General features: G+C 63.3%; 18 protein-coding genes. 15 read left to right on the forward strand and 3 right to left on the reverse strand.

The window, feature by feature from the left end; all coding sequences use genetic code 11:
- Window positions 1-19 precede the first annotated feature (19 nt).
- Window positions 20-1,048 carry an AraC family transcriptional regulator GliR gene (gene gliR, locus HNE05_RS07865; RefSeq protein WP_173205263.1) on the reverse strand — a complete coding sequence of 343 codons (1,029 nt, stop codon included), beginning with the start codon at window positions 1,046-1,048 and terminating at the stop codon, window positions 20-22.
- 126 nt (window positions 1,049-1,174) lie between these two features.
- Between gliR and HNE05_RS07870 the strand changes: the two genes are divergently transcribed.
- The 6 genes from HNE05_RS07870 to HNE05_RS07895 all read left to right on the forward strand — a co-directional run bounded on the left by HNE05_RS07870 (window position 1,175) and on the right by HNE05_RS07895 (window position 8,949).
- The gene (locus HNE05_RS07870; protein WP_173205266.1) at window positions 1,175-2,773 is read left to right on the forward strand and encodes an FAD-binding oxidoreductase; all 1,599 of its coding nucleotides are present in this window, start codon (window positions 1,175-1,177) and stop codon (window positions 2,771-2,773) included.
- A 2-nt stretch (window positions 2,774-2,775) separates the two neighbouring features.
- Window positions 2,776-4,350 (forward strand): glycerol-3-phosphate dehydrogenase/oxidase, encoded by a 1,575-nt coding sequence (locus HNE05_RS07875; RefSeq protein WP_173205269.1) that lies wholly within the window; start codon window positions 2,776-2,778, stop codon window positions 4,348-4,350.
- Between the two features lie 18 nt (window positions 4,351-4,368).
- Entirely contained in the window at window positions 4,369-5,928 is a 1,560-nt protein-coding gene (locus tag HNE05_RS07880) for an FGGY-family carbohydrate kinase (protein ID WP_173205272.1), read from the forward strand.
- A 77-nt stretch (window positions 5,929-6,005) separates the two neighbouring features.
- Window positions 6,006-6,902 carry a lipid kinase YegS gene (yegS, locus tag HNE05_RS07885; RefSeq protein ID WP_173205275.1) on the forward strand — a complete coding sequence of 299 codons (897 nt, stop codon included), beginning with the start codon at window positions 6,006-6,008 and terminating at the stop codon, window positions 6,900-6,902.
- Between the two features lie 232 nt (window positions 6,903-7,134).
- A complete protein-coding gene (locus HNE05_RS07890; protein WP_173205278.1) occupies window positions 7,135-8,061 on the forward strand; it encodes a chemotaxis protein CheV in 927 nt (308 codons plus the stop codon).
- A gap of 75 nt (window positions 8,062-8,136) precedes the next feature.
- The gene (locus HNE05_RS07895; RefSeq protein ID WP_173205281.1) at window positions 8,137-8,949 is read left to right on the forward strand and encodes an MOSC domain-containing protein; all 813 of its coding nucleotides are present in this window, start codon (window positions 8,137-8,139) and stop codon (window positions 8,947-8,949) included.
- A 171-nt stretch (window positions 8,950-9,120) separates the two neighbouring features.
- On the opposite strand, the gene HNE05_RS07900 is transcribed toward HNE05_RS07895, so the two are convergent.
- On the reverse strand, window positions 9,121-11,049 hold the full coding sequence (locus HNE05_RS07900; protein ID WP_173205284.1) for a transglycosylase SLT domain-containing protein: 1,929 nt from the start codon (window positions 11,047-11,049) through the stop codon (window positions 9,121-9,123).
- Window positions 11,050-11,234: 185 nt separating this feature from the next.
- Between HNE05_RS07900 and HNE05_RS07905 the strand changes: the two genes are divergently transcribed.
- Window positions 11,235-13,151 carry an ATP-binding cassette domain-containing protein gene (locus HNE05_RS07905; protein ID WP_173205288.1) on the forward strand — a complete coding sequence of 639 codons (1,917 nt, stop codon included), beginning with the start codon at window positions 11,235-11,237 and terminating at the stop codon, window positions 13,149-13,151.
- Window positions 13,152-13,171: 20 nt separating this feature from the next.
- Window positions 13,172-13,858: a DUF6901 family protein gene (locus HNE05_RS07910; protein WP_173205291.1), complete on the forward strand. Its 687-nt coding sequence runs from the start codon at window positions 13,172-13,174 to the stop codon at window positions 13,856-13,858.
- Window positions 13,859-13,878: 20 nt separating this feature from the next.
- Here HNE05_RS07910 and HNE05_RS07915 read toward each other — a convergent pair whose 3' ends face one another.
- Complete coding sequence (locus HNE05_RS07915; RefSeq protein ID WP_173205294.1) at window positions 13,879-14,319, reverse strand: universal stress protein; 441 nt, start codon at window positions 14,317-14,319, stop codon at window positions 13,879-13,881.
- Window positions 14,320-14,408: 89 nt separating this feature from the next.
- On the opposite strand from HNE05_RS07915, the gene HNE05_RS07920 reads away from it, so the two are divergent.
- The 7 genes from HNE05_RS07920 to HNE05_RS07950 all read left to right on the forward strand — a co-directional run bounded on the left by HNE05_RS07920 (window position 14,409) and on the right by HNE05_RS07950 (window position 22,702).
- On the forward strand, window positions 14,409-14,846 hold the full coding sequence (locus HNE05_RS07920) for a hypothetical protein (protein WP_173205299.1): 438 nt from the start codon (window positions 14,409-14,411) through the stop codon (window positions 14,844-14,846).
- A 382-nt stretch (window positions 14,847-15,228) separates the two neighbouring features.
- Entirely contained in the window at window positions 15,229-17,376 is a 2,148-nt protein-coding gene (fadB, locus tag HNE05_RS07925; protein ID WP_173205302.1) for a fatty acid oxidation complex subunit alpha FadB, read from the forward strand.
- 30 nt (window positions 17,377-17,406) lie between these two features.
- Complete coding sequence (fadA, locus tag HNE05_RS07930; RefSeq protein WP_173205304.1) at window positions 17,407-18,582, forward strand: acetyl-CoA C-acyltransferase FadA; 1,176 nt, start codon at window positions 17,407-17,409, stop codon at window positions 18,580-18,582.
- A gap of 75 nt (window positions 18,583-18,657) precedes the next feature.
- The gene (locus HNE05_RS07935) at window positions 18,658-18,894 is read left to right on the forward strand and encodes a DUF1653 domain-containing protein (RefSeq protein ID WP_173205307.1); all 237 of its coding nucleotides are present in this window, start codon (window positions 18,658-18,660) and stop codon (window positions 18,892-18,894) included.
- 102 nt (window positions 18,895-18,996) lie between these two features.
- Window positions 18,997-21,606, forward strand: a complete 2,610-nt coding sequence (topA, locus tag HNE05_RS07940; RefSeq protein ID WP_173205309.1) for a type I DNA topoisomerase — start codon at window positions 18,997-18,999, stop codon at window positions 21,604-21,606.
- 70 nt (window positions 21,607-21,676) lie between these two features.
- The gene (locus HNE05_RS07945; protein WP_173205312.1) at window positions 21,677-22,195 is read left to right on the forward strand and encodes a DUF6586 family protein; all 519 of its coding nucleotides are present in this window, start codon (window positions 21,677-21,679) and stop codon (window positions 22,193-22,195) included.
- Window positions 22,196-22,468: 273 nt separating this feature from the next.
- Entirely contained in the window at window positions 22,469-22,702 is a 234-nt protein-coding gene (locus tag HNE05_RS07950) for a hypothetical protein (RefSeq protein ID WP_173205314.1), read from the forward strand.
- Window positions 22,703-22,794 lie beyond the last annotated feature (92 nt).

Raw genomic sequence — 22,794 nt, forward strand, 5'->3', positions numbered from 1 at the left:
GCTCGCCACCTACCCTGCGCTACAGCAGATTGCCCTTGTGCCGTTCGCGGTATTCGCCCGGGGTCATGCCGGTGCGTGCCTTGAAGCTGCGGTGCAGCGAACGCGCTTCGGTGAAGCCCAGGTAGCTGGCGATATCTTCGATCGCCAGGTCACTGCGTAGCAGGTAGTGCTCGGCCAGTTCCTGGCGCAGCTGGTCGAGGATTTCCTGGTAGCTGGTACCGGCGTTCTGCAGGTGGCGCTGCAGGGTGCGCACGGTCATGTGGAACTTCTCGGCGACCTTCTCCTTGCGCGGCAGGCCGTCCTTGAGCAGCAGGCGCAGGGCGTTCTTCACCCGTTGCGGCAACGGCTCGTTGTCGTCGAGGCCGGCCATCAGGGTCAGCGCGTGTTCTTCCAGGGTGCGCAGCAGGTTGGCGTCGGCCTGGCGCAAGGGGATGGCCAGGTAGTCCATGGGCACCAGCAGGGCGTTGCAGGGCTGCTCGAACAGCACCGGGCAGCCAAACACGGCTTCGTAATCGGCCTGGGTGGTGCCATCGGGGCGGGCATGTTGCATCCACACCTCACGCGGCGACTTGTCCATGTCGGCGATCCAGCGCGCATAGAGCATCCACGAAGCGAGGACGCCCTCGACCATGTGCCGGCGTATGTCGGGGCGTTCGTGGCGGCAGTTCCAGACCAGCTTGACGTGGTCGCCTGCGGCCAGCAGCTGGCTGGTGCCCATGTCGCCGACCAGTTTCTCGTAGGGCACGATGCGGCTCATGGCTTCGCCCAGGGTGGCGCAGTTCATGGTGATGTAGCCGAGCACGCTCCAGTAGCCGGGCTGCACGAACTGCGCCGAACGCATGCCGAACAGCGGGTCTCCGGAAATTTCCAGCAGATGGCTGAGCAGGCGCTCGTGCAGCTCGCTGGGGATGCGCTTGCCGTTGTCGGCGAGGTCTTCTGCGCTGATGCCGACCGCTGTGCGCACGGCTTCCACGTCCAGGCCGAGGCGTTCGGCATGGCGCAGGTATTTGATCAGGGCGGGAACCGAGGTATAGCCAAGGGTCAGCATGGTTCTTGTTGTTCTGCTTGTCTTGATTGGCGATAACCGCTGTCCCGATCTGACAGTGACCGGATGACGCGGCCGGCTAGTATAGGCACCCATCGATGGTCAGCGGAACACACAGGGGAGCGGCAGATGCGACGTTGGAACGGATGGGGTGACGAGGCCACGCAGGTGGTGCTGCCGGCCAATGGCGGCGCCTTCCTCGAGGCGCGGGTCGGTACGGGGCAGGCGCTGGCCGATGCCAGCCTGGCGCAGGTGCTGGCCCAGGTGCCGGCGTCGCGCCTGCTCGTACGTCATCCGCTGATCAGCCTGGACGCCGAGGTGCGTGTGCGGCATGCCCGCGGGCAGAGCCTGCCGGACTGGCTGGCCATGCGCTCCGGCGACTTCGGCGTATTCCCCGATGGCGTGGCCCTGCCGGAAACGCCGGCGCAGATCCGCGAGCTGCTGGCCTGGGCCCGCCAGCACGACGTGATCCTGATTCCCTACGGTGGCGGCACCTCGGTGGCCGGGCACATCAACCCGGTCGAGTCCGAGAAACCGGTGCTGACCCTGTCGCTGGAGCGCATGACCCAGCTGCTCGACCTCGACGAGAGCAGCCTGATCGCCACTTTCGCTCCCGGAGCCAACGGCCCGCAGGTGGAAGCGCAGCTGCGCGCCCGCGGCTACACCCTCGGCCACTTCCCGCAGTCCTGGGAGCTGTCGACCCTCGGCGGCTGGGTGGCCAGTCGTTCCAGCGGCCAGCAGTCGCTGCGCTACGGGCGCATCGAGCAGCTGTTCGCCGGCGGTAAGGTGGAGACCTTCGCCGGCACCCTGGAGATCCCGACCTTCCCGGCCTCGGCCGCCGGCCCCGACCTGCGCGAGCTGATCCTCGGTTCGGAAGGGCGCTTCGGGGTGATTTCCGAGGTCAAGGTGCGGGTGACCAAGCTGGCCGAGCAGGAGAAGTTCTTCGCCGTGTTCCTGCCCAGCTGGCAGCAGGCCCTGGCCGGCATTCGTGCCCTGGTGCAGGCGCGCGTGCCACTGTCGATGCTGCGCCTGTCCAACGCCATCGAGACCGAGACCCAGCTGGCCCTGGCCGGCCACCCCGAGCAGATCGCCTGGCTGGAAAAATACCTGGCCTTGCGCGGCGCCCGTGCCGGCAAGTGCATGCTGACCTTCGGTGTCACCGGCAACCGCGCGCAGAACGCGCTCTCGGTGAAACAGGCCAAGCGCATCCTGCGCACTCAAGGTGGGGTCTTTACCGGCACCCTGCTGGGCAAGAAGTGGGCGGAAAACCGCTTCCGCTTCCCCTACCTGCGCCACGGTCTATGGGAGGCTGGTTACGCGGTGGACACCCTGGAAACTGCCACCGACTGGAGCAATGTTGACAACCTGCTGAACAAGGTCGAGGACAGTCTGCGTCATGGCCTGAGCGAGGAGGGCGAGCGCGTGCATGTGTTCACCCACCTGTCGCATGTCTATGGCCAGGGTTCGAGCATCTACACCACCTACGTGTTCCGCCCCGGCAGCAGCTACGGCGAGACCCTGGCGCGCTGGAGCAAGCTCAAGCAGGCGGCCAGCCGGACGATTGCCGACAACCGCGGCACCATCAGCCACCAACACGGTGTCGGTCGTGACCATGCACCGTACCTACAGGCGGAGAAGGGCGCGCTGGGTATCGCCGCGCTGAGGAGCATGGCGCAGCATTTCGACCCCGAGGGTCGTTTAGCCCCTGGCGTCCTGTTGGAAGACTGAATATGGCCTGGAACGCCGCCTGGCGTGAGGCGGCGCTGCCCGAGCTGGCGGCGCGCGACTGGGATCTGATCGTGGTTGGTGGCGGCATCAGCGGTGCCGGCATCCTGCGTGAGGCGGCGCGGCGCGGCTGGAAATGCCTGCTGCTGGAACAGCGCGACTTCGCTTGGGGCACCTCCAGTCGTTCCTCGAAGATGGTGCATGGCGGCCTGCGCTATATCGCCAAGGGCCAGCTCGGCCTGACCCGTGATTCGGTGCGCGAGCGTCAGCGCCTGCTCGGCGAGGCGCCGGGGCTGGTGGATGCTCTGCCGTTCCTGTTTCCCCATTACGGCGGGCAGTTTCCCGGGCCCAAGGTCTTCGGCGGGCTGCTCGGCGTGTATGACGCCCTGGCCGGCCAGCGTCTGCACCGTTATCAGCCACTGCGCGAACTGCGTTTTCTCGCCCCCGGTTTGCAGGACGAGCAACTGCTCGGTGCCACCCAGTTCACCGATGCGGTGACCGACGATGCCCGCCTGGTCATGCGCGTTTTGGGCGAGGCGCGCGCCGAGGGCGGCGAAGCGCTCAACGGCCTGCGCGTGCTAGAACTGACGCGAGAGAACGGCCGGGTCGTCGGGTTGCAGGCTGAAGACAGCGAGTCCGGTCAGCGTTACGCCTTCCATGCCCGCGTGGTGGCCCAGGCCACCGGTGCCTGGGCCGATGAGCTGCGCCAGCGGGAGGGCCTGGAACATATCCGCCCGCTGCGCGGCAGCCACCTGCTGCTACCGGCCTGGCGCCTGCCGGTGGCCCAGGCGATCAGCTTTATGCATGGGCAGGACAAGCGCCCGGTATTCGTCTTCCCCTGGGAAGGCGCCACGGTGATCGGCACCACCGACCTCGACCATGGCGAAGCGCTGGACCGCGATGCGCGTATCACCGGCGATGAGGTCGACTATCTGCTGGCCGCCTGCGCCCAGGTATTTCCCGCCGCCGGCGTCACCCGTGGCGATGTGCTGTCGAGCTGGGCTGGCGTGCGGCCGGTGGTCAGCACGGACGCGGCGTCCACGAGCAAACCATCGGACGAGAAGCGCGAACACGCCCTGTGGGTCGAGCCCGGCTGCGTGACCCTGGCCGGCGGCAAGCTGACCACCTTCCGCCTGCTGGCCCTGGAAGTGCTGCGCGCCTGTGCGCCCTTTGCCGACAAGACGGTCGAGGATGTCGGGCAGCCGGTTTTCCACGGCGTAGCACCGCTGCCGCTGCCGGGCCTGAGTGCCACGCAGCAGCGCCGCCTGGCCGGTCGCCATGGTTTGGCGCTGCCGCGTCTGGCGGTATTGCTGGACGAGTTGGGTGGCGAGCGCATTGGCGCCAGCGATACCCTGTGGGCCGAGCTGGCTCAGGCCTGTGACGATGAGCTGGTGCTGCACCTGGACGACCTGTTGCTGCGCCGCACGCGCATCGGCCTGCTCCTGGCTGACGGTGCCGCCGCCGAGCTGCCACGCATCCGTGCCCTGTGCCAGGCGCGCCTGGGCTGGAGTGATGCGCGCTGGGAACAAGAACAACAACGCTATCTGGAGCTGTGGCGCCGTTGCTACAGCCTGCCGTGACCTGCCGTGGAAACCGACGTGACCGAACAACGCTACCTGCTGGCCATCGACAACGGTACCCAGAGCGTGCGCGCGCTGCTCTTCGACCTGGCCGGCAACCTGCTCGGCAAGGGCAAGGTCGAGCTGGAGCCCTATTACTCGGAGCACCCCGGCTGGGCCGAGCAGGACCCCGAGTACTACTGGGCCAGCCTCGGCGAGGCCTGCCGGCGCCTGTGGGCCAGTGTCGATATCGACAAGCGCCTGATCGCCGGTGTTTCGGTCACTACCCAGCGCGGCACCCTGATCAATGTGGATGCCGAGGGCCAGCCGCTACGCCCGGCGATTCTCTGGCTGGATCAGCGCCGTGCCGAGGTGGCCGGTCATATCAAGGGGCCTTGGGGCTGGCTGTTCAAGCTGATCCGCGAAGAGGAAACCATCGACTATTTCCGCGCCCAGGCCGAGGCCAACTGGATCGCCCAGCAGCAGCCGCAGATCTGGGCCAATACGCACAAGTTCCTGTTGCTGTCGGGCTTTCTCACCCATCGCCTGAGCGGCCGCTTTGCCGACTCGGTGGGCAGTTGCGTGGCCTACCTGCCGTTCGACTACAAGCGCCTGTGCTGGGCCAAGCCCAGCGACTGGAAGTGGCAGGCCATTCCGATCCAGCCGTCGATGCTGCCGGAGCTGGTCAAGCCGGGTGAGCGTCTGGGCTCCATCACGGCCGAGGCCAGCCGGCATACCGGCATTCCCGAAGGCCTGCCGTTGATCGCCGCCGCGTCGGACAAGGCCTGCGAGGTGATCGGCGCCGGCGGTGTGGAGCCGAGCACGGCGTGCCTGTCCTACGGCACCACGGCGACCATCAACACCACGCGCTCGACGTACCTGGAAACCATCCCGCTGATCCCGCCGTACCCGGCGGCGATTCCCGACCACTACAACACCGAGGTCATGATCTTCCGCGGCTTCTGGATGGTCAGCTGGTTCAAGGAGCAGTTCGGCCACGCCGAGCGCCAGCGTGGCCTGGAGCTGGGGGTGGAGGCGGAAACCCTGTTCGACGAGCTGGTCAACAGCGTGCCGCCCGGCTCCATGGGCCTGACCCTGCAGCCGTTCTGGTCGCCAGGCATCCGCGAGCCGGGCCTGGAGGCCAAGGGCTCGATCATCGGTTTCGGCGACGTGCACACCCGCGCGCACCTGTATCGCGCCATCCTCGAAGGCCTGGCCTACGCCCTGCGCCAGGGCAAGGAGAAGATCGAGAAACGCTCGGGCACCCGCATCAGTCGCCTGCGCATCTCCGGCGGCGGCTCGCAGAGCGATGCGGCCATGCAGCTGACCGCCGACATCTTCAACCTGCCGGCCGAGCGTCCGCACCTGTACGAGACCTCCGGCCTCGGTGCGGCCATCGACTGCGCCGTCGGCCTCGGTCTGCACCCGGACTTCCCCACGGCCATCGCCGCCATGACCCGGGTGGGCAAGGTGTTCCAGCCCAATCCTCAGGCGGTGCAGGTCTACGAGCGGCTGTACCGCGAGGTCTACCTGCGCATGTACCAGCAGTTGCGTCCGCTGTACCGCAGCATCCGCGAGATCACCGGCTATCCGGCCTGATTGCGCCACTCCAGGGACTTCCGCGCCGAACGGGCTGTCTGCATATACTCGGGTGCATTCTGCACAAGGAGTAGGGCATGAGCGAACGCAAGGCACTGCTGATCCTGCATGGTAAGCAGGCACTCAACGAAGAAGTGCGCGCCGCCGTGCTGGCGCAGCGTGAGGCCGGCTGGGAGTTGGCCGTGCGCCTGACCTGGGAAGCCGGCGATGCCGCGCGCCTGGTCGACGAGGCGCTGGCCGCCGGTTATTCGACCCTGATTGCCGGTGGCGGTGATGGCACCCTGCGCGATGTCGCCGAGGCCATGGCCCTCAGCGCTGCGCACGCTTCTCTGGTGCTGCTGCCATTGGGCACGGCCAATGATTTTGCCCGGGCGGCGGGCGTTCCCCTGCTGCCTAGCGAGGCCCTGGCCCTGCTGGATGAGCCACCCAGGCCCATCGATCTGGGCGAGGTGGACGGCCAGTTGTTCCTCAATATGGCCACCGGCGGCTTCGGTTCGAAGATCACCGCCAACACCTCGGAAGACCTGAAGAAGCTGCTCGGTGGCGCCGCCTATTTCCTCACCGGGCTGACGCGCTTCTCCGAGGTGCATTCGGCGTTCGGGCGTTTCCAGGGGCCGGGTTTCAGTTGGGAGGGTGAATTTCTCGCCCTCGGTATCGGCAACGGGCGCCAGGCCGGTGGCGGGCATGTGCTGTGCCCGCAGGCGCGGGTGGACGACGGTCTGCTGGATATCTGCATCGTGCCGGCGCCGCAGGATCTGGTCGGCACCCTGGGCACCTTGTTGTCCGGGGGGATTCTCGGTCTCGAATCGGTGTCGGTGAGTGCGCGCTTGCCCTGGGTCGAGGTCGAGGCGGCAGAGGGGCTGGATATCAACCTTGATGGCGAGCCCCTGGAGAGCCGCCACCTGCGTTTTGCCGTACGCCCAGGCGCATTGCGCGTGCACCTGCCGGCGGGCTCGCCACTGCTGCTTGGCTAAGAACCTGTTTACGATCTTTTGGACTAGAGCCAGGCAAGGCAAAAACAAGCGAGGAAGCGGAGTTTACGAGCTGTAAATGAGCATTCCGAGCCTGTTTTTAACGCGGTATGGCCGACGGCCAGGAGATCGTAAACAGGTTCTAAGGCATGATGGTGCCTGGCCATCTGCTTTCATTTAGCCCGCAACTGGCCGATACACTGGCTAGACTCGATTTAGTTAACAGGAGCGCGTAATGGCCGGCATTCTCGATTCAGTGGATCAACGCACCCAGCTGGTGGGTGAGAACCGCCTGGAAATCCTTATGTTCCGTCTGGCCGGCAGGCAACTGTTCGCCATCAACGTGTTCAAGGTCCAGGAAGTCCTGCAGCTGCCCAAGCTGACCTTGATGCCACAGCGCCATCCGCACGTCTGTGGCGTGGTCAACCTGCGCGGGCAGACCCTGCCGGTGATCGACCTGTCCCAGGCCATTGGCATGCGGCCGATTACGCCGAGCGAGAACAGCACCATTATTGTCACCGAGTACAACCGCTCGGTGCAGGCCTTCCTGGTGGGTGGCGTGGATCGCATCCTCAACCTTAACTGGGAGTCCATCCTGCCGCCGCCCGGTGGGGCTGGCCGCCAGCATTACCTGACTGCGATCACCAAGGTCGATGAGCAGATCGTCGAGATCATCGACGTGGAAAAGGTCTTGTCGGAAATCGCGCCGATGAGCACCAAGGTTTCCGACGAAAAACTGGCCGATCCGCTACTGGCCAAGGCCGTGGGCCGCGAAGTGCTGCTGGTGGATGACTCCACCGTGGCCCTCAATCAGCTGCGCGAAACCATGTCCCAGCTGGGCCTGCGTACGCATTCAGCCAGCGACGGCCTCAAGGCCCTGCAGCTGTTGAAGAAGTGGGCCGACACCGGTGAGGTGATGACCGACAAGCTGCTGATGATCTTCACCGATGCGGAAATGCCGGAAATGGACGGCTATCGCCTGACCACCGAGATCCGCAACGATCCGCGCCTGAAAGACCTCTATGTGGTGCTGCACACCTCGCTGTCCGGCAGCTTCAACGAGGCCATGGTGAAGAAGGTCGGCTGCGACAACTTCCTCTCCAAGTTCCAGCCGGACAAGCTGGTCGATGTGATTCGCGAGCGCCTGCAGCTCGACGAATAAGCCGCCACTAACGCGACGGGCTTGAGCTGGTCGCGTGCTCGCCGTATAACCGGCATCTTTCCCCCAAGGATAAGGATGCCGGTCATGCAACTCGCTGCCCTCTATCGCTACCCACTCAAGTCAGGCAAGGCCGAAAGCCTGGCCAGTGCGCGTCTGGACGCCCTGGGCGTGGTGGGTGATCGGCGCTGGATGCTGGTGGAGGAGGGCAATGGCCGTTTCCTCACCCAGCGCCTGCTGCCGCAGATGAGCCAGCTCTCGGCGCTGTGGAATGCGGCGGGCGGGCTGACCCTCAGCGCGCCGGGGCGTGACAGCCTGGATGTGCCGCTGCCGGATGCCGACAGTGAGCTGCGCGGGGTGACCGTATGGCGCGACAGCCTGCGCGTGCCGGATGCCGGCGATGCCGCAGCCGAGTGGCTGAGCGCCTTTATCGGTCGCGCCTGCCGCTTGGTGCAAGTGCCCGAGAGTCGTGCGCGGCAGGTCGATACCGGTTATGCCCAGCCCGGCGACAAGGTGGCCTTTGCCGACGGTTTCCCGCTGCTACTGATCGGCCAGGCCTCGCTGGATGATCTGTCCGCACGCGTCGGCCGGCCGCTGGAGATGCTGCGTTTTCGCCCCAACCTGGTGGTGCAGGGCAGCGCGGCCTTTGCCGAGGACAGCTGGAAGCGGATCCGCATCGGTACGCTGGAGTTCGAGGTGGCCAAAGGTTGCAGTCGCTGCGTGCTGACTACCATCGACCCGCAGACCGGCGAGCGCAGCGCCGACCGCGAACCGCTGACCACCCTGAAGACCTACCGCGAGCGCGATGGCGAGGTGTATTTCGGCCAGAACCTGTTGCCGCGCGGCATCGGCGAGTTGCAGGTCGGCATGCCCGTGGAAGTGCTGGCGTAGCCCGGATGTAATCCGGGGGCTTTCTCTGTAGCCATTCCCGGATTGCATCCGGGCTACGGTTTGTTGAGATAGGACGCGGATTTTCCTAGAGGCAGTAGCAGCGGCAAAGTCCGGCGCTCAGGGGCGCAGGATGCAAACGAAACGGGCGCCCTCGGGCGCCCGTTGTGCATTTCACTGATCGTCGAAGAAGCGCTCATGCCAGTCCACCAGCGGCGTCGGGGCGTTGAGCTTCTGCCCGTAGATCACCGAGTAGGACAGCACGTTCTGCACGTACTGGCGGGTTTCGTCGAACGGGATGTTCTCCACCCACACGTCGAAGGCCAGGTGGTCGGCACCACGCAGCCACTGGCGCACGCGTCCCGGACCGGCGTTGTAGGCGGCCGAGGCGAGCACGCGGTTACCGTTGAACTGGCCATGCACCTGGCTCAGGTAGGCAGCGCCGAGCTGAATGTTCTTCTCCGGCACCAGTGCCTGCTGCGGGTTGGCCAGGGGAATACCGAACTTGCGCGCGGTTTCCTTGGCAGTGGCCGGCATCAGCTGCATCAGGCCCATGGCGCCGACCGGTGAACGCGCGTCGGCCATGAAGGCGCTTTCCTGGCGGGTGACGGCGAACACCCAGCTGGAGTGCAGGCCGCGCAGCTTGGCCTGTTGGGTCAGGCTGGTCTTGTGCGCCATCGGGAAGCGGATATCCAGGTCGTCCCAGTACTGCGCCTGGCTGATGGTGCGGATGGCCGGGAAGTACCACTCTTTGTCGAAAGCCAGGCGGGCCTGGGCGACCAGTTCGTCGCGGCTGAACAGGCGGCTGACGTGGTACCACTCGCGGCGACCGTCGACGATCTGGCCACGGTCGTGGAATTCCAGGGCGCGGCGGATACCGGCGGTGTTGCGTACCTTCTGCACCAGTTGCGGGTCGAGGGCCAGCGGTTTGTTGTTCAGGCTGTAAGGCGCCTCGATGCGGTCGGCGGCGAGGAAGCCGTAGAAGTCACGCTCCTTGGCCAGCGGCTGATACAGGGCCTGTACCTGCGGGTTTTGCGGCTGTGCCAGTTGCAGGCTGCGTGCTTGCCAGTAGCGCCAGCGGGGAGTCGCGGCCAGGTCGGCCGGTAGGCGGCTGGTCAGCTGGTAGGCATCGTCCCAGCGCCCGTGGCGCAGGAGCAGGCGGGCGCGCCATTCGGAGACGGTGTTGTCGCGCAGCTGCGGGTCATACTTGCTCATCACGTCCAGGCCGCGCATGTCGAAGCGCTTGGCCAGGGTCAGGCCGATCTCGCGGGCGATGGCGACTTTCTCTTCGTCGGAGAAGCTCATCTTGCTGGCGTAGACCTCGAGCAGGCTCAGGGCCTTCTCCGGGTCCTGGCGTGCCAGACGGCGCAGACCCAGACCAACCACATCGGCCATGGCCCGGTCGGCCGGGGTGAAGCGGGCGCTCTGGGTCAGCAGCAGCGGCTTCTGCGCCACTTCGACCAGCAGCTTGCCTTGCTTGTCGAGGCTCGGCAGGCCTTTGATCAGGTGGCTGGCGAGGCCATAGTTGCGTGCTTCGGCGGCCAGCTTGGCGCGTTTCCAGCGCAGATCCTCGGTCAACTTGCCGTCGGCGCGCCAGATGTTGAACAGCACGTCGCAGGCTGCCGGCTGCGATTTGCCGACCAGCCAGAGCTTCTCGGCGGTGACATTGCCTTCGGCCTTCATGCCGTGCTTGAGCTGGTACTGGCCGTAGAGGCAGTCCAGTTCGGTGAAATTCAGCTTGGGATCGTAGTAATTGATGAAGGTTTGCCATTCGCCGCGGTCGGCCAGCCAGCGCAACCAGCGCAGCTTCATCCAGCCGGCTTGTGGCAGGTCGCCATGCTCGGTGAGAAATTTCTCGATTTCTTCATTGCTGGCCCATTTCAGCCGAGCGGTCAGCTCGTCATAGGCCAGATAAGGTTCCAGCGGGTAGTCGCGCAGGGCATTGGCATAGCGCAGGTAGGGGCCCTTGTCGCCTTTGGCCAGGGCGCGCTTGGCTTCGTCGTACATCTGGCGTTGTTGCGCCAGGCTGGCCGCATGGGCGCTGGGAAGGCTGAAGGTGCATAGAAGCAGGCAGGAACACAGGCTGAGCAGAGAACGGCGCATGACACTTCCGGGCAGACGACAGTAGGGTGCAGGCTTCGCCGAGCACCAAATATGTCTAGCTTAGCCTTTTGCGCGATGTTGGTGAAAGCGCGCCGCGTTAGCGTGAAGTGTGATGCATAAATGCCAGCATGGATTGCCGGCAACTCAGTTAGAATGCGTCCCCGGTTTTTTGGAAGTTGCTCGTCATGACCCTGCTCAAGTTCACCGAAGTTTCCCTGGCCTACGGCGCTATGCCGCTGCTGGACAAGGTGTCCTGGCAAATTGCCCGTGGCGAGCGCGCCTGCATCATCGGTCGTAACGGCACCGGCAAGTCGAGCATGCTGCGTCTGGTCAAGGGCGATCAGATGCCCGATGACGGCGAAATCTGGCGCGCGCCAGGACTGAAAATCGGCGAATTGCCCCAGGAATTGCCGCGCGCCGACGAGCGGACGGTATTTGATGTGGTAGCCGAGGGCCTGGCCGGCGTCGGCGAGTTGCTGGCCCGTTATCACCACCTGAGCCAGAACATCCACACCGACGAAGACCTCAACCAGCTCATGCATGTACAGCAGGAACTGGAAGCGAAGGATGGCTGGCGTCTGCAGCAACTGGTGGACAGCACCCTGAGCCGCCTGCAGCTGCCGGCCGACAAGACCCTGGCCGAGCTGTCGGGGGGCTGGCGTCGTCGTGTGCTGCTGGCCCAGGCGCTGGTCTCCGAGCCGGATCTGCTGCTGCTCGACGAACCAACCAACCACCTGGATATCGGCGCCATCGCCTGGCTCGAAGAGGCGCTGCTGGGCTTCAACGGTGCGGTTCTGTTTATTACCCACGATCGCTCCTTCCTGCAGAACCTGGCCACGCGCATCCTCGAGCTGGATCGTGGCGGCCTGATCGACTGGAACGGCGACTACGCCAGCTTCCTGGTGCACAAGGAGCAGCAACTGGCGGCGGAAGAAACCGCCAATGCCCTGTTCGACAAGCGTCTGGCCCAGGAAGAAGTGTGGATTCGCCAGGGCATCAAGGCCCGCCGCACCCGTAACGAAGGGCGCGTGCGCGCCCTCAAGGAGATGCGCCAGGAGCGCAGCGAGCGTCGTGAGCGGCAGGGCAAGGCCAATATCCAGCTGGAAACTGCGGACAAGTCCGGCAAACAGGTGATGGTGGTGGAGAGCGTCAGCTTCGCCCATCCAGGCGGCCCCAAGCTGGTCGACGATTTCTCCTTCGTCCTGCAGCGCTCCGACCGCATCGGTCTGCTCGGCGCCAACGGCACGGGCAAGACCACGCTGCTGAAGATGTTGCTCGGCGATCTGCAGCCGACCAGCGGCAAGATCGAGGTGGGTACCAAGCTGGAAGTGGCGTATTTCGACCAATTGCGTCACCAGCTGGAGCCGGAAAAGACGGTGATCGACAACGTCGCCGAGGGTCGCGACTTCATTACCATCGATGGCCAGAACCGCCATGTGCTTAGCTATCTGGGCGACTTCCTGTTCAGCCCGCAACGTGCCCGTACCCCGGTCAAGGCGCTATCGGGTGGCGAGCGGGCACGACTGTTGCTGGCCAAGCTGTTCAGCAAACCGGCCAACCTGCTGGTGCTGGACGAACCGACCAACGACCTCGACGTGGAAACCCTCGAGTTGCTCGAAGAAGTGCTGCTGAGTTTCCCTGGCACCGTGCTGATGGTCAGCCACGACCGGGCCTTCCTCGACAACGTGGTGACCAGCACCCTGGTGTTCGAGGGCGAAGGGCGCGTACGCGAGTACGTCGGCGGTTACCAGGACTGGCTGCGCCAGGGCGGTTCGCCGCGCTTGCTCGGTGTTGGCGAGAGCAAATCAGGTAAAGCAGAACTGAGCGCGGTGGCACCCGCTGCGCCGGTAGTGGAACCCGCGGCGGAAGTGCCGGCGGCGGCCAAGAAAAAGCTCAGCTACAAGCTGCAGCGTGAGCTGGAAGCGATTCCCGGGCAGATCGATACCCTGGAAAAACAGCTCGCAGAGCTCCAGGCGCAGATCGCCGCTCCGGCGTTCTATCAGCAGCCGGCGGTTACCACCGCGGCCGCGCTGGATCGCCTGCAGAGCCTGCAAGAAGAACTGGACCAGCTCTTGGAGCGTTGGGCCGAACTGGAAGCCTGAAGAGCCTGTCGGAGAGACGCATGGCGATTGAGTACCGCATCACCCTGGATGACAACCATCAGTTCAGCTACAGGATCGAGCTGGACCGGCCGTACGATGCCCAGAGTGCTGAAACGATGCCCAAATGGACGCGCCTGGAACATAACCAGTGCAGCAACTGCCCATTGAATAAGGGCGAGTTCAGTCATTGTCCGGCTGCTGTCGATCTGCATCGAGTGATCGAGGATTTCCAAGGCTTGCCGGCCGTGAAGAAGGCGCAGGTCTGGGTGCGTACCCCGGAGCGCGAGTACAACAAGCTGGTTGGCTTGGAAGAGGGCTTGCGCTCGTTGCTCGGGGTGATCATGGCGACCAGTGCCTGCCCGGTGCTGGGTCGCCTGAAGCCGATGGCGCAGAACCACCTGCCGTTCGCCAGCAGCCAGGAGTTCATCCTGCGCACCATTTCCCTGTACCTGACTCGCCAGTATTTCAACTTCCGTGAAGGGCGTCGTCCGGATTGGGAGCTGAAAGGGCTGGTCAAGCAGTTCCAGCAATTGCAGCTGGTCAATCAGGCCTTCTGGCAGCGGATTCTGGATGTCTGTGAAGGTGATTCCAACCTCAAGGCCTTCCTCACCTTCTTCTCCATGTCGTCGAGCATGACCGTGTCGCTGGAGACTCAGCTACAGAAAATCCGCCCGCTGGTCATGAGTGCCGGCGACGCCATCGAATAGGGCGCCTTGGCGCCTCTTTCTCAGCTTGGCTTCTTCAGGCGCACGGCCAGTACGTCGCATGGTGCGCCATGCAGCACGTCATTGGCCGTTGAGCCGAGCAGCAGGGCCAGGCCGTGCCGGCCATGGCTGCCGACCACGATCAGGTCGCAGCCCTGTTCTGTCGCCAGGCGGTGAATCTCCTGACGCGGTTGGCCATAAACCAAGTGGCGCTGTTCGCTGACCAGTTGTGGATAACGTCCGGCAAAGCTTTGCAGGCGCTCACGGGCCTGGTCGAATTGCTGCTGTTGCAGCAGTGACAGATCCATCGGGACGTCCCCGCCAAACGCCATCGCCATCGGTTCGATGATATGCACCAGCGACGCCTTGGCAGTGCTGCTGGTCGCCAGCTCCAGGGCGCGAACCACCACCGGGTGGCATTCTTCGGTCAGGTCGACGGCAATCAGAATGTGCTGATAGGGCATGAGCGTTTCCTCCTTGGTTGAGGCAGCCTTTTATAAACAGTATGGCTTGCCTGCTTCATAACACAGGCTTTTGCCGCAGGGTGACAGATATGACCGGGTGGATCGTGGTTTTGCTGGTTGCTATGGCGCTCAGTCCGCTGGTCTGGCTGCGCCCTTCGCGCCGGCAGAGTGGGCAGATGGCGCAGCGTCTGGCGGCGCGTCGTCTGGGGTTGGGCATGCAGTTGACGCAACCGGAGTGGCCGCATTGGCTGGAGTCCAGCCCGCCGGGCAGCTGTGCCCAGTACCATCGGCCTCGGCGCCGTGGTCGTGATGACTGCTGGAGCTATTGGCAGAGCGCTCCGGGGCTGTGGCTCAACCAGTGGCGCGAACCCTGTGGCGATCCCGTGTTGCAGGAATGTCTGCGCGAATTGCCAGCGGATGTCTACAAGGTAGAGGCCGGGGCGCAAATGATTGCGTTGTACTGGGGCGAGCGTGGCGGCGAGGTCGAGCTGAGCGCAATTGCCGGTGCATTGGCGAAGCTGGCCTGATAGGTTTAGCGCCACTGTTCGCAGCATTATTTGTCCGGTGAATGTCGGTCATCAGAGCTGTGAAGTGCTCTGGAATGCGGGTGTAGCTCGTTTTTTGTGGCTGCAAGATCGATTCTGGTCATTGCGTGACGCTGTGCTCATTTGCTGCGCCAGTGACGGGCAATTGACAATTGTCGGGTTTTCACAGAATGTGTGCTCACCCAAATCAAACGGGCGTATGAATTGTGCGTTTGCCGACCTCGGCAGCGCCTATACAGCCCGATTATCGCATCGGTGGGTGTACCTGGCCGATTGCGGCTATGCTCGACGGCTGCGCCGCGGGCAAGCCTGCTAGTTGGCTCCGATGTGTACTGTTCAGCTTCCATACCGTGGAGATCAGTTGATGATTTACGAAGGTAAAGCCATCACGGTTAAGGCTCTTGAGAGCGGCATCGTCGAATTGAATTTCGACCTCAAGGGTGAGTCCGTTAACAAGTTCAACCGTCTCACTCTGAGCGAGCTGCGCCAGTCCGTGGATGCCATTAAGGCCGACGGTTCGATCAAGGGCGTAATCGTTACCAGCGGCAAAGACGTGTTCATCGTCGGCGCCGACATCACCGAGTTCGTCGATAACTTCAAGTTGCCCGACGAAGAGCTGGTAGCCGGCAACCTCGAAGCCAACAAGATCTTCAGCGACTTCGAAGACCTCAATGTGCCGACCGTAGTGGCCATCAACGGCATCGCCCTGGGTGGCGGTTTCGAAATGTGCCTGGCCGCTGACTACCGCGTTGCTGCAGAGACCGCCAAGGTCGGCCTGCCTGAAGTCAAACTGGGTATCTACCCGGGCTTCGGTGGCACCGTGCGTCTGCCGCGCGTGATCGGTACCGACAACGCCATCGAGTGGATCGCTTCCAGCAAGGAAGCCAAAGCTGCCGACGCCCTGAAAGTAGGCGCGGTCGACGCTGTCGTCGCTCCGGCCAAACTGCAGGAAGCGGCTCTGGACCTGGTCAAGCGCGCCATCTCCGGCGAGCTGGACTACAAGGCCAAGCGTCAGCCCAAGCTGGAAAAGATCAAGCTCAACGCCATTGAGCAGATGATGTCCTTCGAAACCGCCAAAGGTTTCGTTGCTGGCCAGGCCGGCCCGAACTACCCGGCTCCGGTCGAAGCCATCAAGACCATCCAGAAAGCTGCCAACTTCGGTCGCGACAAAGCGCTGGAAGTGGAAGCCGCTGGCTTCGTCAAGCTGGCCAAGACTTCGGTTGCGGAAAGCCTGATCGGTCTGTTCCTGAATGACCAGGAACTGAAGAAGAAAGCCAAGCAGCACGACGAAATCGCGCGTGACGTGAAACTGGCTGCCGTACTGGGCGCGGGCATCATGGGTGGCGGTATCGCCTACCAGTCCGCTTCCAAGGGCACCCCGATCCTGATGAAGGATATCCGCGAAGAGGGTATCCAGATGGGTCTGGCCGAGGCTTCCAAGCTGCTCGGCAATCGCGTTGCCAAAGGCCGCATGACGCCAGCGAAGATGGCTGAAGCCCTGACCGGCATTCGTCCGACCATGTCCTACGGTGATTTCGGTAACGTCGACATCGTCGTCGAAGCCGTAGTCGAGAACCCGAAGGTCAAGCAGATCGTTCTGGCCGAAGTGGAAGGTGTGGTTCGCGAAGACGCGATCCTGGCTTCCAACACTTCGACCATTTCCATCAACTTGCTGGCCAAGGCCCTCAAGCGTCCGGAAAACTTCGTCGGCATGCACTTCTTCAACCCGGTGCACATGATGCCGCTGGTTGAAGTCATCCGTGGCGAGAAGTCCAGCGATGTAGCCGTGGCTACTACCGTTGCCTACGCCAAGAAGATGGGCAAGAGCCCGATCGTGGTCAACGATTGCCCGGGCTTCCTGGTCAACCGCGTGCTGTTCCCGTACTTCGGTGGCTTCTCCAAGCTGCTGGCTTTCGGTGTCGACTTCGTGCGTATCGACAAGGTCATGGAGAAGTTCGGCTGGCCCATGGGCCCGGCGTACCTGTCCGACGTGGTCGGTATCGACACTGGCCACCACGGCCGTGACGTGATGGCTGAAGGCTTCCCGGATCGCATGGCTGTTGAAGGCCGTACTGCGGTTGACGTGATGTATGAAGCAGATCGCCTGGGCCAGAAGAACGGCAAAGGCTTCTACTCCTACGAAATGGACAAGCGCGGCAAGCCGAAGAAGGTTTCTGATCCGGTTGCCTACGACCTGCTCAAGTCCATCGTGACCGAGCAGCGTGAGCTGACTGACGAAGACATCATCAATTTCATGATGATCCCGCTGTGCCTGGAAACCGTTCGTTGCCTGGAAGACGGCATCGTTGAAACCGCTGCCGAGGCCGATATGGGCCTGATCTACGGCATCGGCTTCCCGCCCTTCCGTGGTGGTGCACTGCGTTACATCGACTCCATCGGTGTAGCCGAATTCGTGGCCCTGGCTGACAAATATGCCGACCTGGGCGCGCTGTACTACCCGACCGCCAAACTTCGCGAAATGGCCAAAAACGGCCAGAAGTTTTTCGGTTAATCGCGCAACGATCAGAGCGAGAGTAGAGATATGAGCCTGAATCCGAGAGACGCAGTCATTGTCGACTTCGGCCGTACCCCGATGGGTCGTTCCAAAGGTGGCATGCACCGCAACACCCGTGCCGAGACTATGTCGGCACACCTGATCAGTGGCGTGCTGGCACGCAACACCAAGCTGGACCCGGCTGAAGTCGAAGACGTGATCTGGGGCTGCGTCAACCAGACCCTGGAGCAGGGCTGGAACATCGCGCGCATGGCGTCGCTGATGACCCCGATCCCGCACACCAGTGCTGCGCAAACCGTGAGCCGCCTGTGTGGTTCCTCCATGAGCGCCCTGCACACTGCCGTGCAGGCGATCCAGACCGGCAACGGCGACGTGTTCGTGGTTGGTGGCGTGGAGCACATGGGCCACGTCAGCATGATGCACGGCGTTGATCCGAACCCGCACCTGTCCCTGTACGCCGCCAAGGCGTCGGGCATGATGGGTCTGACCGCGGAAATGCTCGGCAAGATGCACGGCATCAGCCGTGAGCAGCAAGATGCGTTCGGTGAGCGTTCGCACCGCCTGGCCCACAAAGCCACCGTCGAAGGCAAGTTCAAGGATGAAATCATCCCGATGCAAGGCTACGACGAGAACGGCTTCCTGAAGGTGTTCGACTTCGACGAAACCATTCGTCCGGAAACCACCCTGGAAAGCCTGGCTGCGCTGAAGCCGGCGTTCAACCCGAAAGGCGGCACCGTGACTGCGGGTACTTCCTCGCAGATCACCGACGGCGCTTCCTGCATGATCGTCATGTCCGCCCAGCGCGCCCAGGACCTCGGCATCCAGCCGCTGGCCGTGGTACGTGGCATGGCCGTACACGGTGTCGATCCGGCGATCATGGGTTACGGTCCGGTGCCGTCGACTCAGAAAGCCCTCAAGCGTGCCGGCCTGACCATGGACGACATCGACTTCGTTGAACTCAACGAAGCCTTCGCCGCCCAGGCTCTGCCAGTGCTGAAAGACCTGAAACTCCTCGACAAGATGGAGCAGAAGGTTAACCTGCACGGCGGCGCCATCGCTCTGGGTCACCCGTTCGGCTGCTCCGGTGCGCGTATCTCCGGTACCCTGCTGAACGTGATGAAGCAGAATGGCGGCACCCTCGGTGTGTCGACCATGTGCATTGGCCTCGGCCAGGGCATCACCACCGTCTTCGAACGCGTCTAAGCGTTTCGAGATGGAAAAACCGGGGCCCTGTGCCCCGGTTTTTGTTTTTGGGTAACCCGCTTCGGGAGTCGAATCATGCAGCTGCAACCCGGCTTGTACCGTCACTACAAAGGCCCGCAATACCGTGTGTTCGGTGTTGCCCGGCATTCCGAGACGGAAGAGGATGTGGTGGTCTACCAGGCCCTGTACGGCGAGTTTGGCCTGTGGGTCAGGCCGCTGGAGATGTTCTGCAGCACGGTCGAGGTGGACGGCGAGACAGTCCCGCGCTTTGCTTTGATCGAGGCCGAACCGGCACGTTTCGCCAAGGAGTGAGCAAGCAGCACGCTTGACCTCACCTCGACGGCCACTATATATAGCGGTGCCTTTAGCGGCGCCGCCCGCTTTTACTCTCAGAATTCAGGAATTTTCCAATCCATGGGCAAATCGCTGGTCATCGTGGAATCCCCGGCCAAGGCCAAGACCATCAACAAGTACCTGGGCAACCAGTACGTGGTGAAGTCGAGCATCGGCCATATCCGTGACCTGCCTACCAGCGGTTCGGCCAGTAGCGCCAAGGAGCCCGTCAAGCGTGGCAAGGCTGCCGCTGGCGAAGCGCCGGCGCTGTCGCCCAAGGAAAAGGCCAAGCGCCAGCTGGTGTCGCGCATGGGCGTCGATCCGGAGCATGGCTGGAAGGCCAAGTACGAGATTCTGCCCGGCAAGGAAAAGGTGATCGAGGAACTGCGCCGCCTGGCCAAGGATGCCGACACCATCTATCTCGCAACTGACTTGGATCGCGAGGGGGAAGCCATTGCCTGGCACCTGCGCGAAGCCATTGGTGGTGATGACAGCCGCTACAAGCGCGTGGTGTTCAACGAAATCACCAAGAAGGCCATCCAGGAGGCCTTCTCCAAGCCCGGCGAGCTGGACATCAACCGGGTCAACGCCCAGCAGGCGCGGCGCTTCCTCGATCGCGTGGTCGGCTACATGGTCTCGCCGCTGCTGTGGCAGAAGATCGCCCGTGGCCTGTCCGCCGGCCGTGTGCAGTCGGTGGCAGTGAAACTGGTGGTCGAGCGCGAGAAAGAGATCCGCGCCTTCGTCCCGGAAGAATACTGGGAAGTGCACGCCGACCTCGGCACCGCCAAGGCCGCCACCGTGCGTTTCGAAGTGGTGCGCGAGAAGGGCGAGGCTTTCAAGCCGGTCAACGAAGCCCAGGCCATGGCCGCGCTGGAGAAGCTCAAGGCGTCCGCCTACAGCATCGCCAAGCGTGAAGACCGGCCGACCAGCAGCAAGCCGTCGGCACCCTACATCACGTCGACCCTGCAGCAGGCGGCGAGCAATCGTCTCGGTTTCGGCGTGAAGAAGACCATGATGATGGCCCAACGCCTGTATGAGGCTGGCTACATCACCTATATGCGTACCGACTCGACCAACCTCTCGGCCGATGCCGTGGAGATGGTGCGTGGCTTCATCGAAAGCGAGTACGGCAAGAAGTACCTGCCGGCCAAGCCGACTGTCTATTCGAGCAAGGAGGGCGCCCAGGAGGCGCATGAGGCGATCCGTCCGTCCGACGTCAACCTGCGTCCGACTCAGATCTCCGGCATGGAGCGCGACGCTGAGCGCCTCTACGAGCTGATCTGGCGCCAGTTCGTCGCCTGCCAGATGCCGCCAGCCGAATACCTGTCGACCAGCGTCACCGTGGCCTCCGGCACCTTCGAGCTGCGCGCCAAGGGCCGTATCCTCAAGTTCGACGGTTACACCAAGGCACAGCCGCAGCAGAGCAAGCCGGGCGAAGACGACGTACTACCGGATATGAACGAAGGCGAGGCGCTCAAGCTGATCAAGCTTGACCCCAGCCAGCACTTCACCAAGCCGCCGGCGCGTTTCTCCGAAGCCAGTCTGGTCAAGGAGCTGGAGAAGCGCGGTATCGGTCGTCCGTCGACCTACGCGGCGATCATCTCGACCATCCAGGAGCGTGGCTATGTGGCGGTGCAGAACCGTCGCTTCTACGCCGAGAAGATGGGTGACATCGTCACCGAGCGCCTCAACGAAAGCTTCTCCAACCTGATGGACTACGGCTTCACCGCCGGCATGGAAGAGCATCTGGATGACGTCGCTCAGGGCGAGCGCGACTGGAAGCACGTGCTCGACGAGTTCTACGGCGACTTCAAGAAGAAGCTGGAAGTGGCTGGAGAAGCCGACAGCGGCATGCGTGCCAACCAGCCGACCCTGACCGATATCGCCTGCCGCGATTGCGGGCGGCCGATGATGATCCGTACCGCCTCCACCGGCGTGTTCCTCGGCTGCTCCGGCTACGCCCTGCCGCCGAAAGAACGCTGCAAGGCCACCATCAACCTGATTCCGGGTGACGAAATCGCCGCCGATGACGAAGGCGAGTCTGAATCCCGCGTGCTGCTGAACAAGCACCGCTGCCCGATCTGCGCCACGGCGATGGATGCCTATCTGCTGGACGAAACCCGCAAGCTGCATATCTGCGGCAACAACCCGGATTGCTCGGGCTACGAGATCGAACAGGGCCAGTACCGCATCAAGGGCTACGAAGGGCCGAGCCTGGAGTGCGACAAGTGCGGCAGCGAGATGCAGCTGAAGACCGGCCGCTTCGGCAAGTTCTTCGGTTGCACCAACAGCACCTGCAAGAACACCCGCAAGCTGCTGCGCAGCGGCGAGGCGGCGCCGCCGAAGATGGACGCGGTGCAGATGCCCGAGCTCAAGTGCGAGAAAGTCAACGACACCTACGTGCTGCGTGACGGCGCTTCCGGTCTGTTCCTGGCTGCCAGCCAGTTCCCGAAGAACCGCGAAACCCGTGCGCCACTGGTGCTGGAGCTGATCCCGCATAAAGACGAGATCGATCCCAAATACCACTTCCTGCTGGATGCACCGAAGAAAGATCCGGAAGGCCGTCCGGCGGTTATCCGCTACAGCCGCAAGACCAAGGAGCAGTATGTGCAGAGCGAGGTGGACGGCAAACCCACCGGCTGGCGCGCCTTCTTTTCGGGCGGCAAGTGGAAAGTGGAAAGCAAGGGCTGAGTGACCGAGTCCGGCGCGCCTGGCGCGCCGGCCGGTAATCGGCTTCGCATGAAGTCTGGAGGGCCTTGCCATGGCGCATGAGCTGTATACCCGTACCAATCAGAAGATCTATTTCGCCGGTCTGGCGCTGGAGAACCTGCGCAAGGCTGAGGCAGGCACCTCCATGCATGGTCAGGGGCAGGTGCAGGCCGAGCGTGAGGCTGCGCTGTTCCATCTGTACGGCGCGTTGCTCGGGCTGTGCCATGAGATTGCTGGCTACTACCGTCTGCCGGAAGCCAATGTGCCGCGTGCCGAGTTGCTGCTGAATCAGGCTGTGTTGCAGGCAGCGCCGAGTCCTGAATTAGCCGAGCTGGTCGAGTTGGCGCAGCAGTCGGAGACCTGGCTGGCGCAACTGCTGCAGGCTTACGCCAAGCTGTTCCAGCCGCCACAGGCGCCGAAGACGGCCAAGGTCGATCCGACTTTGCCGCTGATCCAGGCGGTCAGTGTCGAAGAGGAAGTGCCGCAATTGGGGCGCGAAGAGCTGGAAGCCTGGCGCCAGCAGCTCAAGCAGCTGGCCCTGCGGTTTCGCGAGTCGCTCAGCGAGTGCTGAGTGCTAAGAGCCTGTTCAAAGTCTCGCGAGCTAGAGTCAGGCAAGGCGAAGTCGGGCGAAGAAGCGCAGTTTACGAGTTGTAAATGAGCATGACTCGTTTCACTCGCCCTTCGGGTCGCGCTAAAGCGCGTTAGCGGCAAGCCGCTTGCTGAGCCCGATTTCAACGCAACATGGCCGACGCGCAGCAGACTTTGAACAGATTCTAAGGGATGGGTGGGCTAGGGCGGTTATCTCTTGGCTGGTACACTGCCCGTCTGATTGGAGAATTTTGCTATGCCTACATCCTTCCTGGAAATCGTCGAGCTTCCTGACGGCCGCATTGCCCTGCGCCGTGCCGAGGATGAGGAAACCCTGGTGACCCTGGATTTCTCCGCCGATGCCAAAGCCTTTCTGCAGGGGCAGCACGTCGAGGTGGCCAAGGCCATGCTGAACGTTGGTGTGCAAATGGCTGGTCGCCTCGCCGAAGGCGATATGGAGCATGACGATCAGCCGCGGGTGCTGCACTGATCCAGCCCGCATGAGTGCTACCTGATCACTTCAGGCAAGCGTTAGCGCAATACCCTCTTTCTACAGAAACATCTTCCGCAGACTTCAGGCGG

Origin of the sequence: Pseudomonas campi, from assembly GCF_013200955.2 — a bacterium.
Taxonomy (GTDB): domain Bacteria; phylum Pseudomonadota; class Gammaproteobacteria; order Pseudomonadales; family Pseudomonadaceae; genus Aquipseudomonas; species Aquipseudomonas campi.

Excerpts from the sequence above, each read along its gene's own strand:
- HNE05_RS07935 (WP_173205307.1), top strand. The coding sequence starts at position 18,658 with ATGCAGCTGCAACCCGGCTTGTACCGTCACTACAAAGGCCCGCAATAC.
- HNE05_RS07870 (WP_173205266.1), top strand. The coding sequence starts at position 1,175 with ATGCGACGTTGGAACGGATGGGGTGACGAGGCCACGCAGGTGGTGCTG.
- HNE05_RS07890 (WP_173205278.1), top strand. The coding sequence starts at position 7,135 with ATGGCCGGCATTCTCGATTCAGTGGATCAACGCACCCAGCTGGTGGGT.
- HNE05_RS07905 (WP_173205288.1), top strand. The coding sequence starts at position 11,235 with ATGACCCTGCTCAAGTTCACCGAAGTTTCCCTGGCCTACGGCGCTATG.
- fadA (WP_173205304.1), top strand. The coding sequence starts at position 17,407 with ATGAGCCTGAATCCGAGAGACGCAGTCATTGTCGACTTCGGCCGTACC.
- yegS (WP_173205275.1), top strand. The coding sequence starts at position 6,006 with ATGAGCGAACGCAAGGCACTGCTGATCCTGCATGGTAAGCAGGCACTC.
- HNE05_RS07895 (WP_173205281.1), top strand. The coding sequence starts at position 8,137 with ATGCCGGTCATGCAACTCGCTGCCCTCTATCGCTACCCACTCAAGTCA.
- fadB (WP_173205302.1), top strand. The coding sequence starts at position 15,229 with ATGATTTACGAAGGTAAAGCCATCACGGTTAAGGCTCTTGAGAGCGGC.
- gliR (WP_173205263.1), bottom strand. The coding sequence starts at position 1,048 with ATGCTGACCCTTGGCTATACCTCGGTTCCCGCCCTGATCAAATACCTG.
- topA (WP_173205309.1), top strand. The coding sequence starts at position 18,997 with ATGGGCAAATCGCTGGTCATCGTGGAATCCCCGGCCAAGGCCAAGACC.
- HNE05_RS07910 (WP_173205291.1), top strand. The coding sequence starts at position 13,172 with ATGGCGATTGAGTACCGCATCACCCTGGATGACAACCATCAGTTCAGC.
- HNE05_RS07920 (WP_173205299.1), top strand. The coding sequence starts at position 14,409 with ATGACCGGGTGGATCGTGGTTTTGCTGGTTGCTATGGCGCTCAGTCCG.
- HNE05_RS07915 (WP_173205294.1), bottom strand. The coding sequence starts at position 14,319 with ATGCCCTATCAGCACATTCTGATTGCCGTCGACCTGACCGAAGAATGC.
- HNE05_RS07875 (WP_173205269.1), top strand. The coding sequence starts at position 2,776 with ATGGCCTGGAACGCCGCCTGGCGTGAGGCGGCGCTGCCCGAGCTGGCG.
- HNE05_RS07900 (WP_173205284.1), bottom strand. The coding sequence starts at position 11,049 with ATGCGCCGTTCTCTGCTCAGCCTGTGTTCCTGCCTGCTTCTATGCACC.
- HNE05_RS07950 (WP_173205314.1), top strand. The coding sequence starts at position 22,469 with ATGCCTACATCCTTCCTGGAAATCGTCGAGCTTCCTGACGGCCGCATT.
- HNE05_RS07945 (WP_173205312.1), top strand. The coding sequence starts at position 21,677 with ATGGCGCATGAGCTGTATACCCGTACCAATCAGAAGATCTATTTCGCC.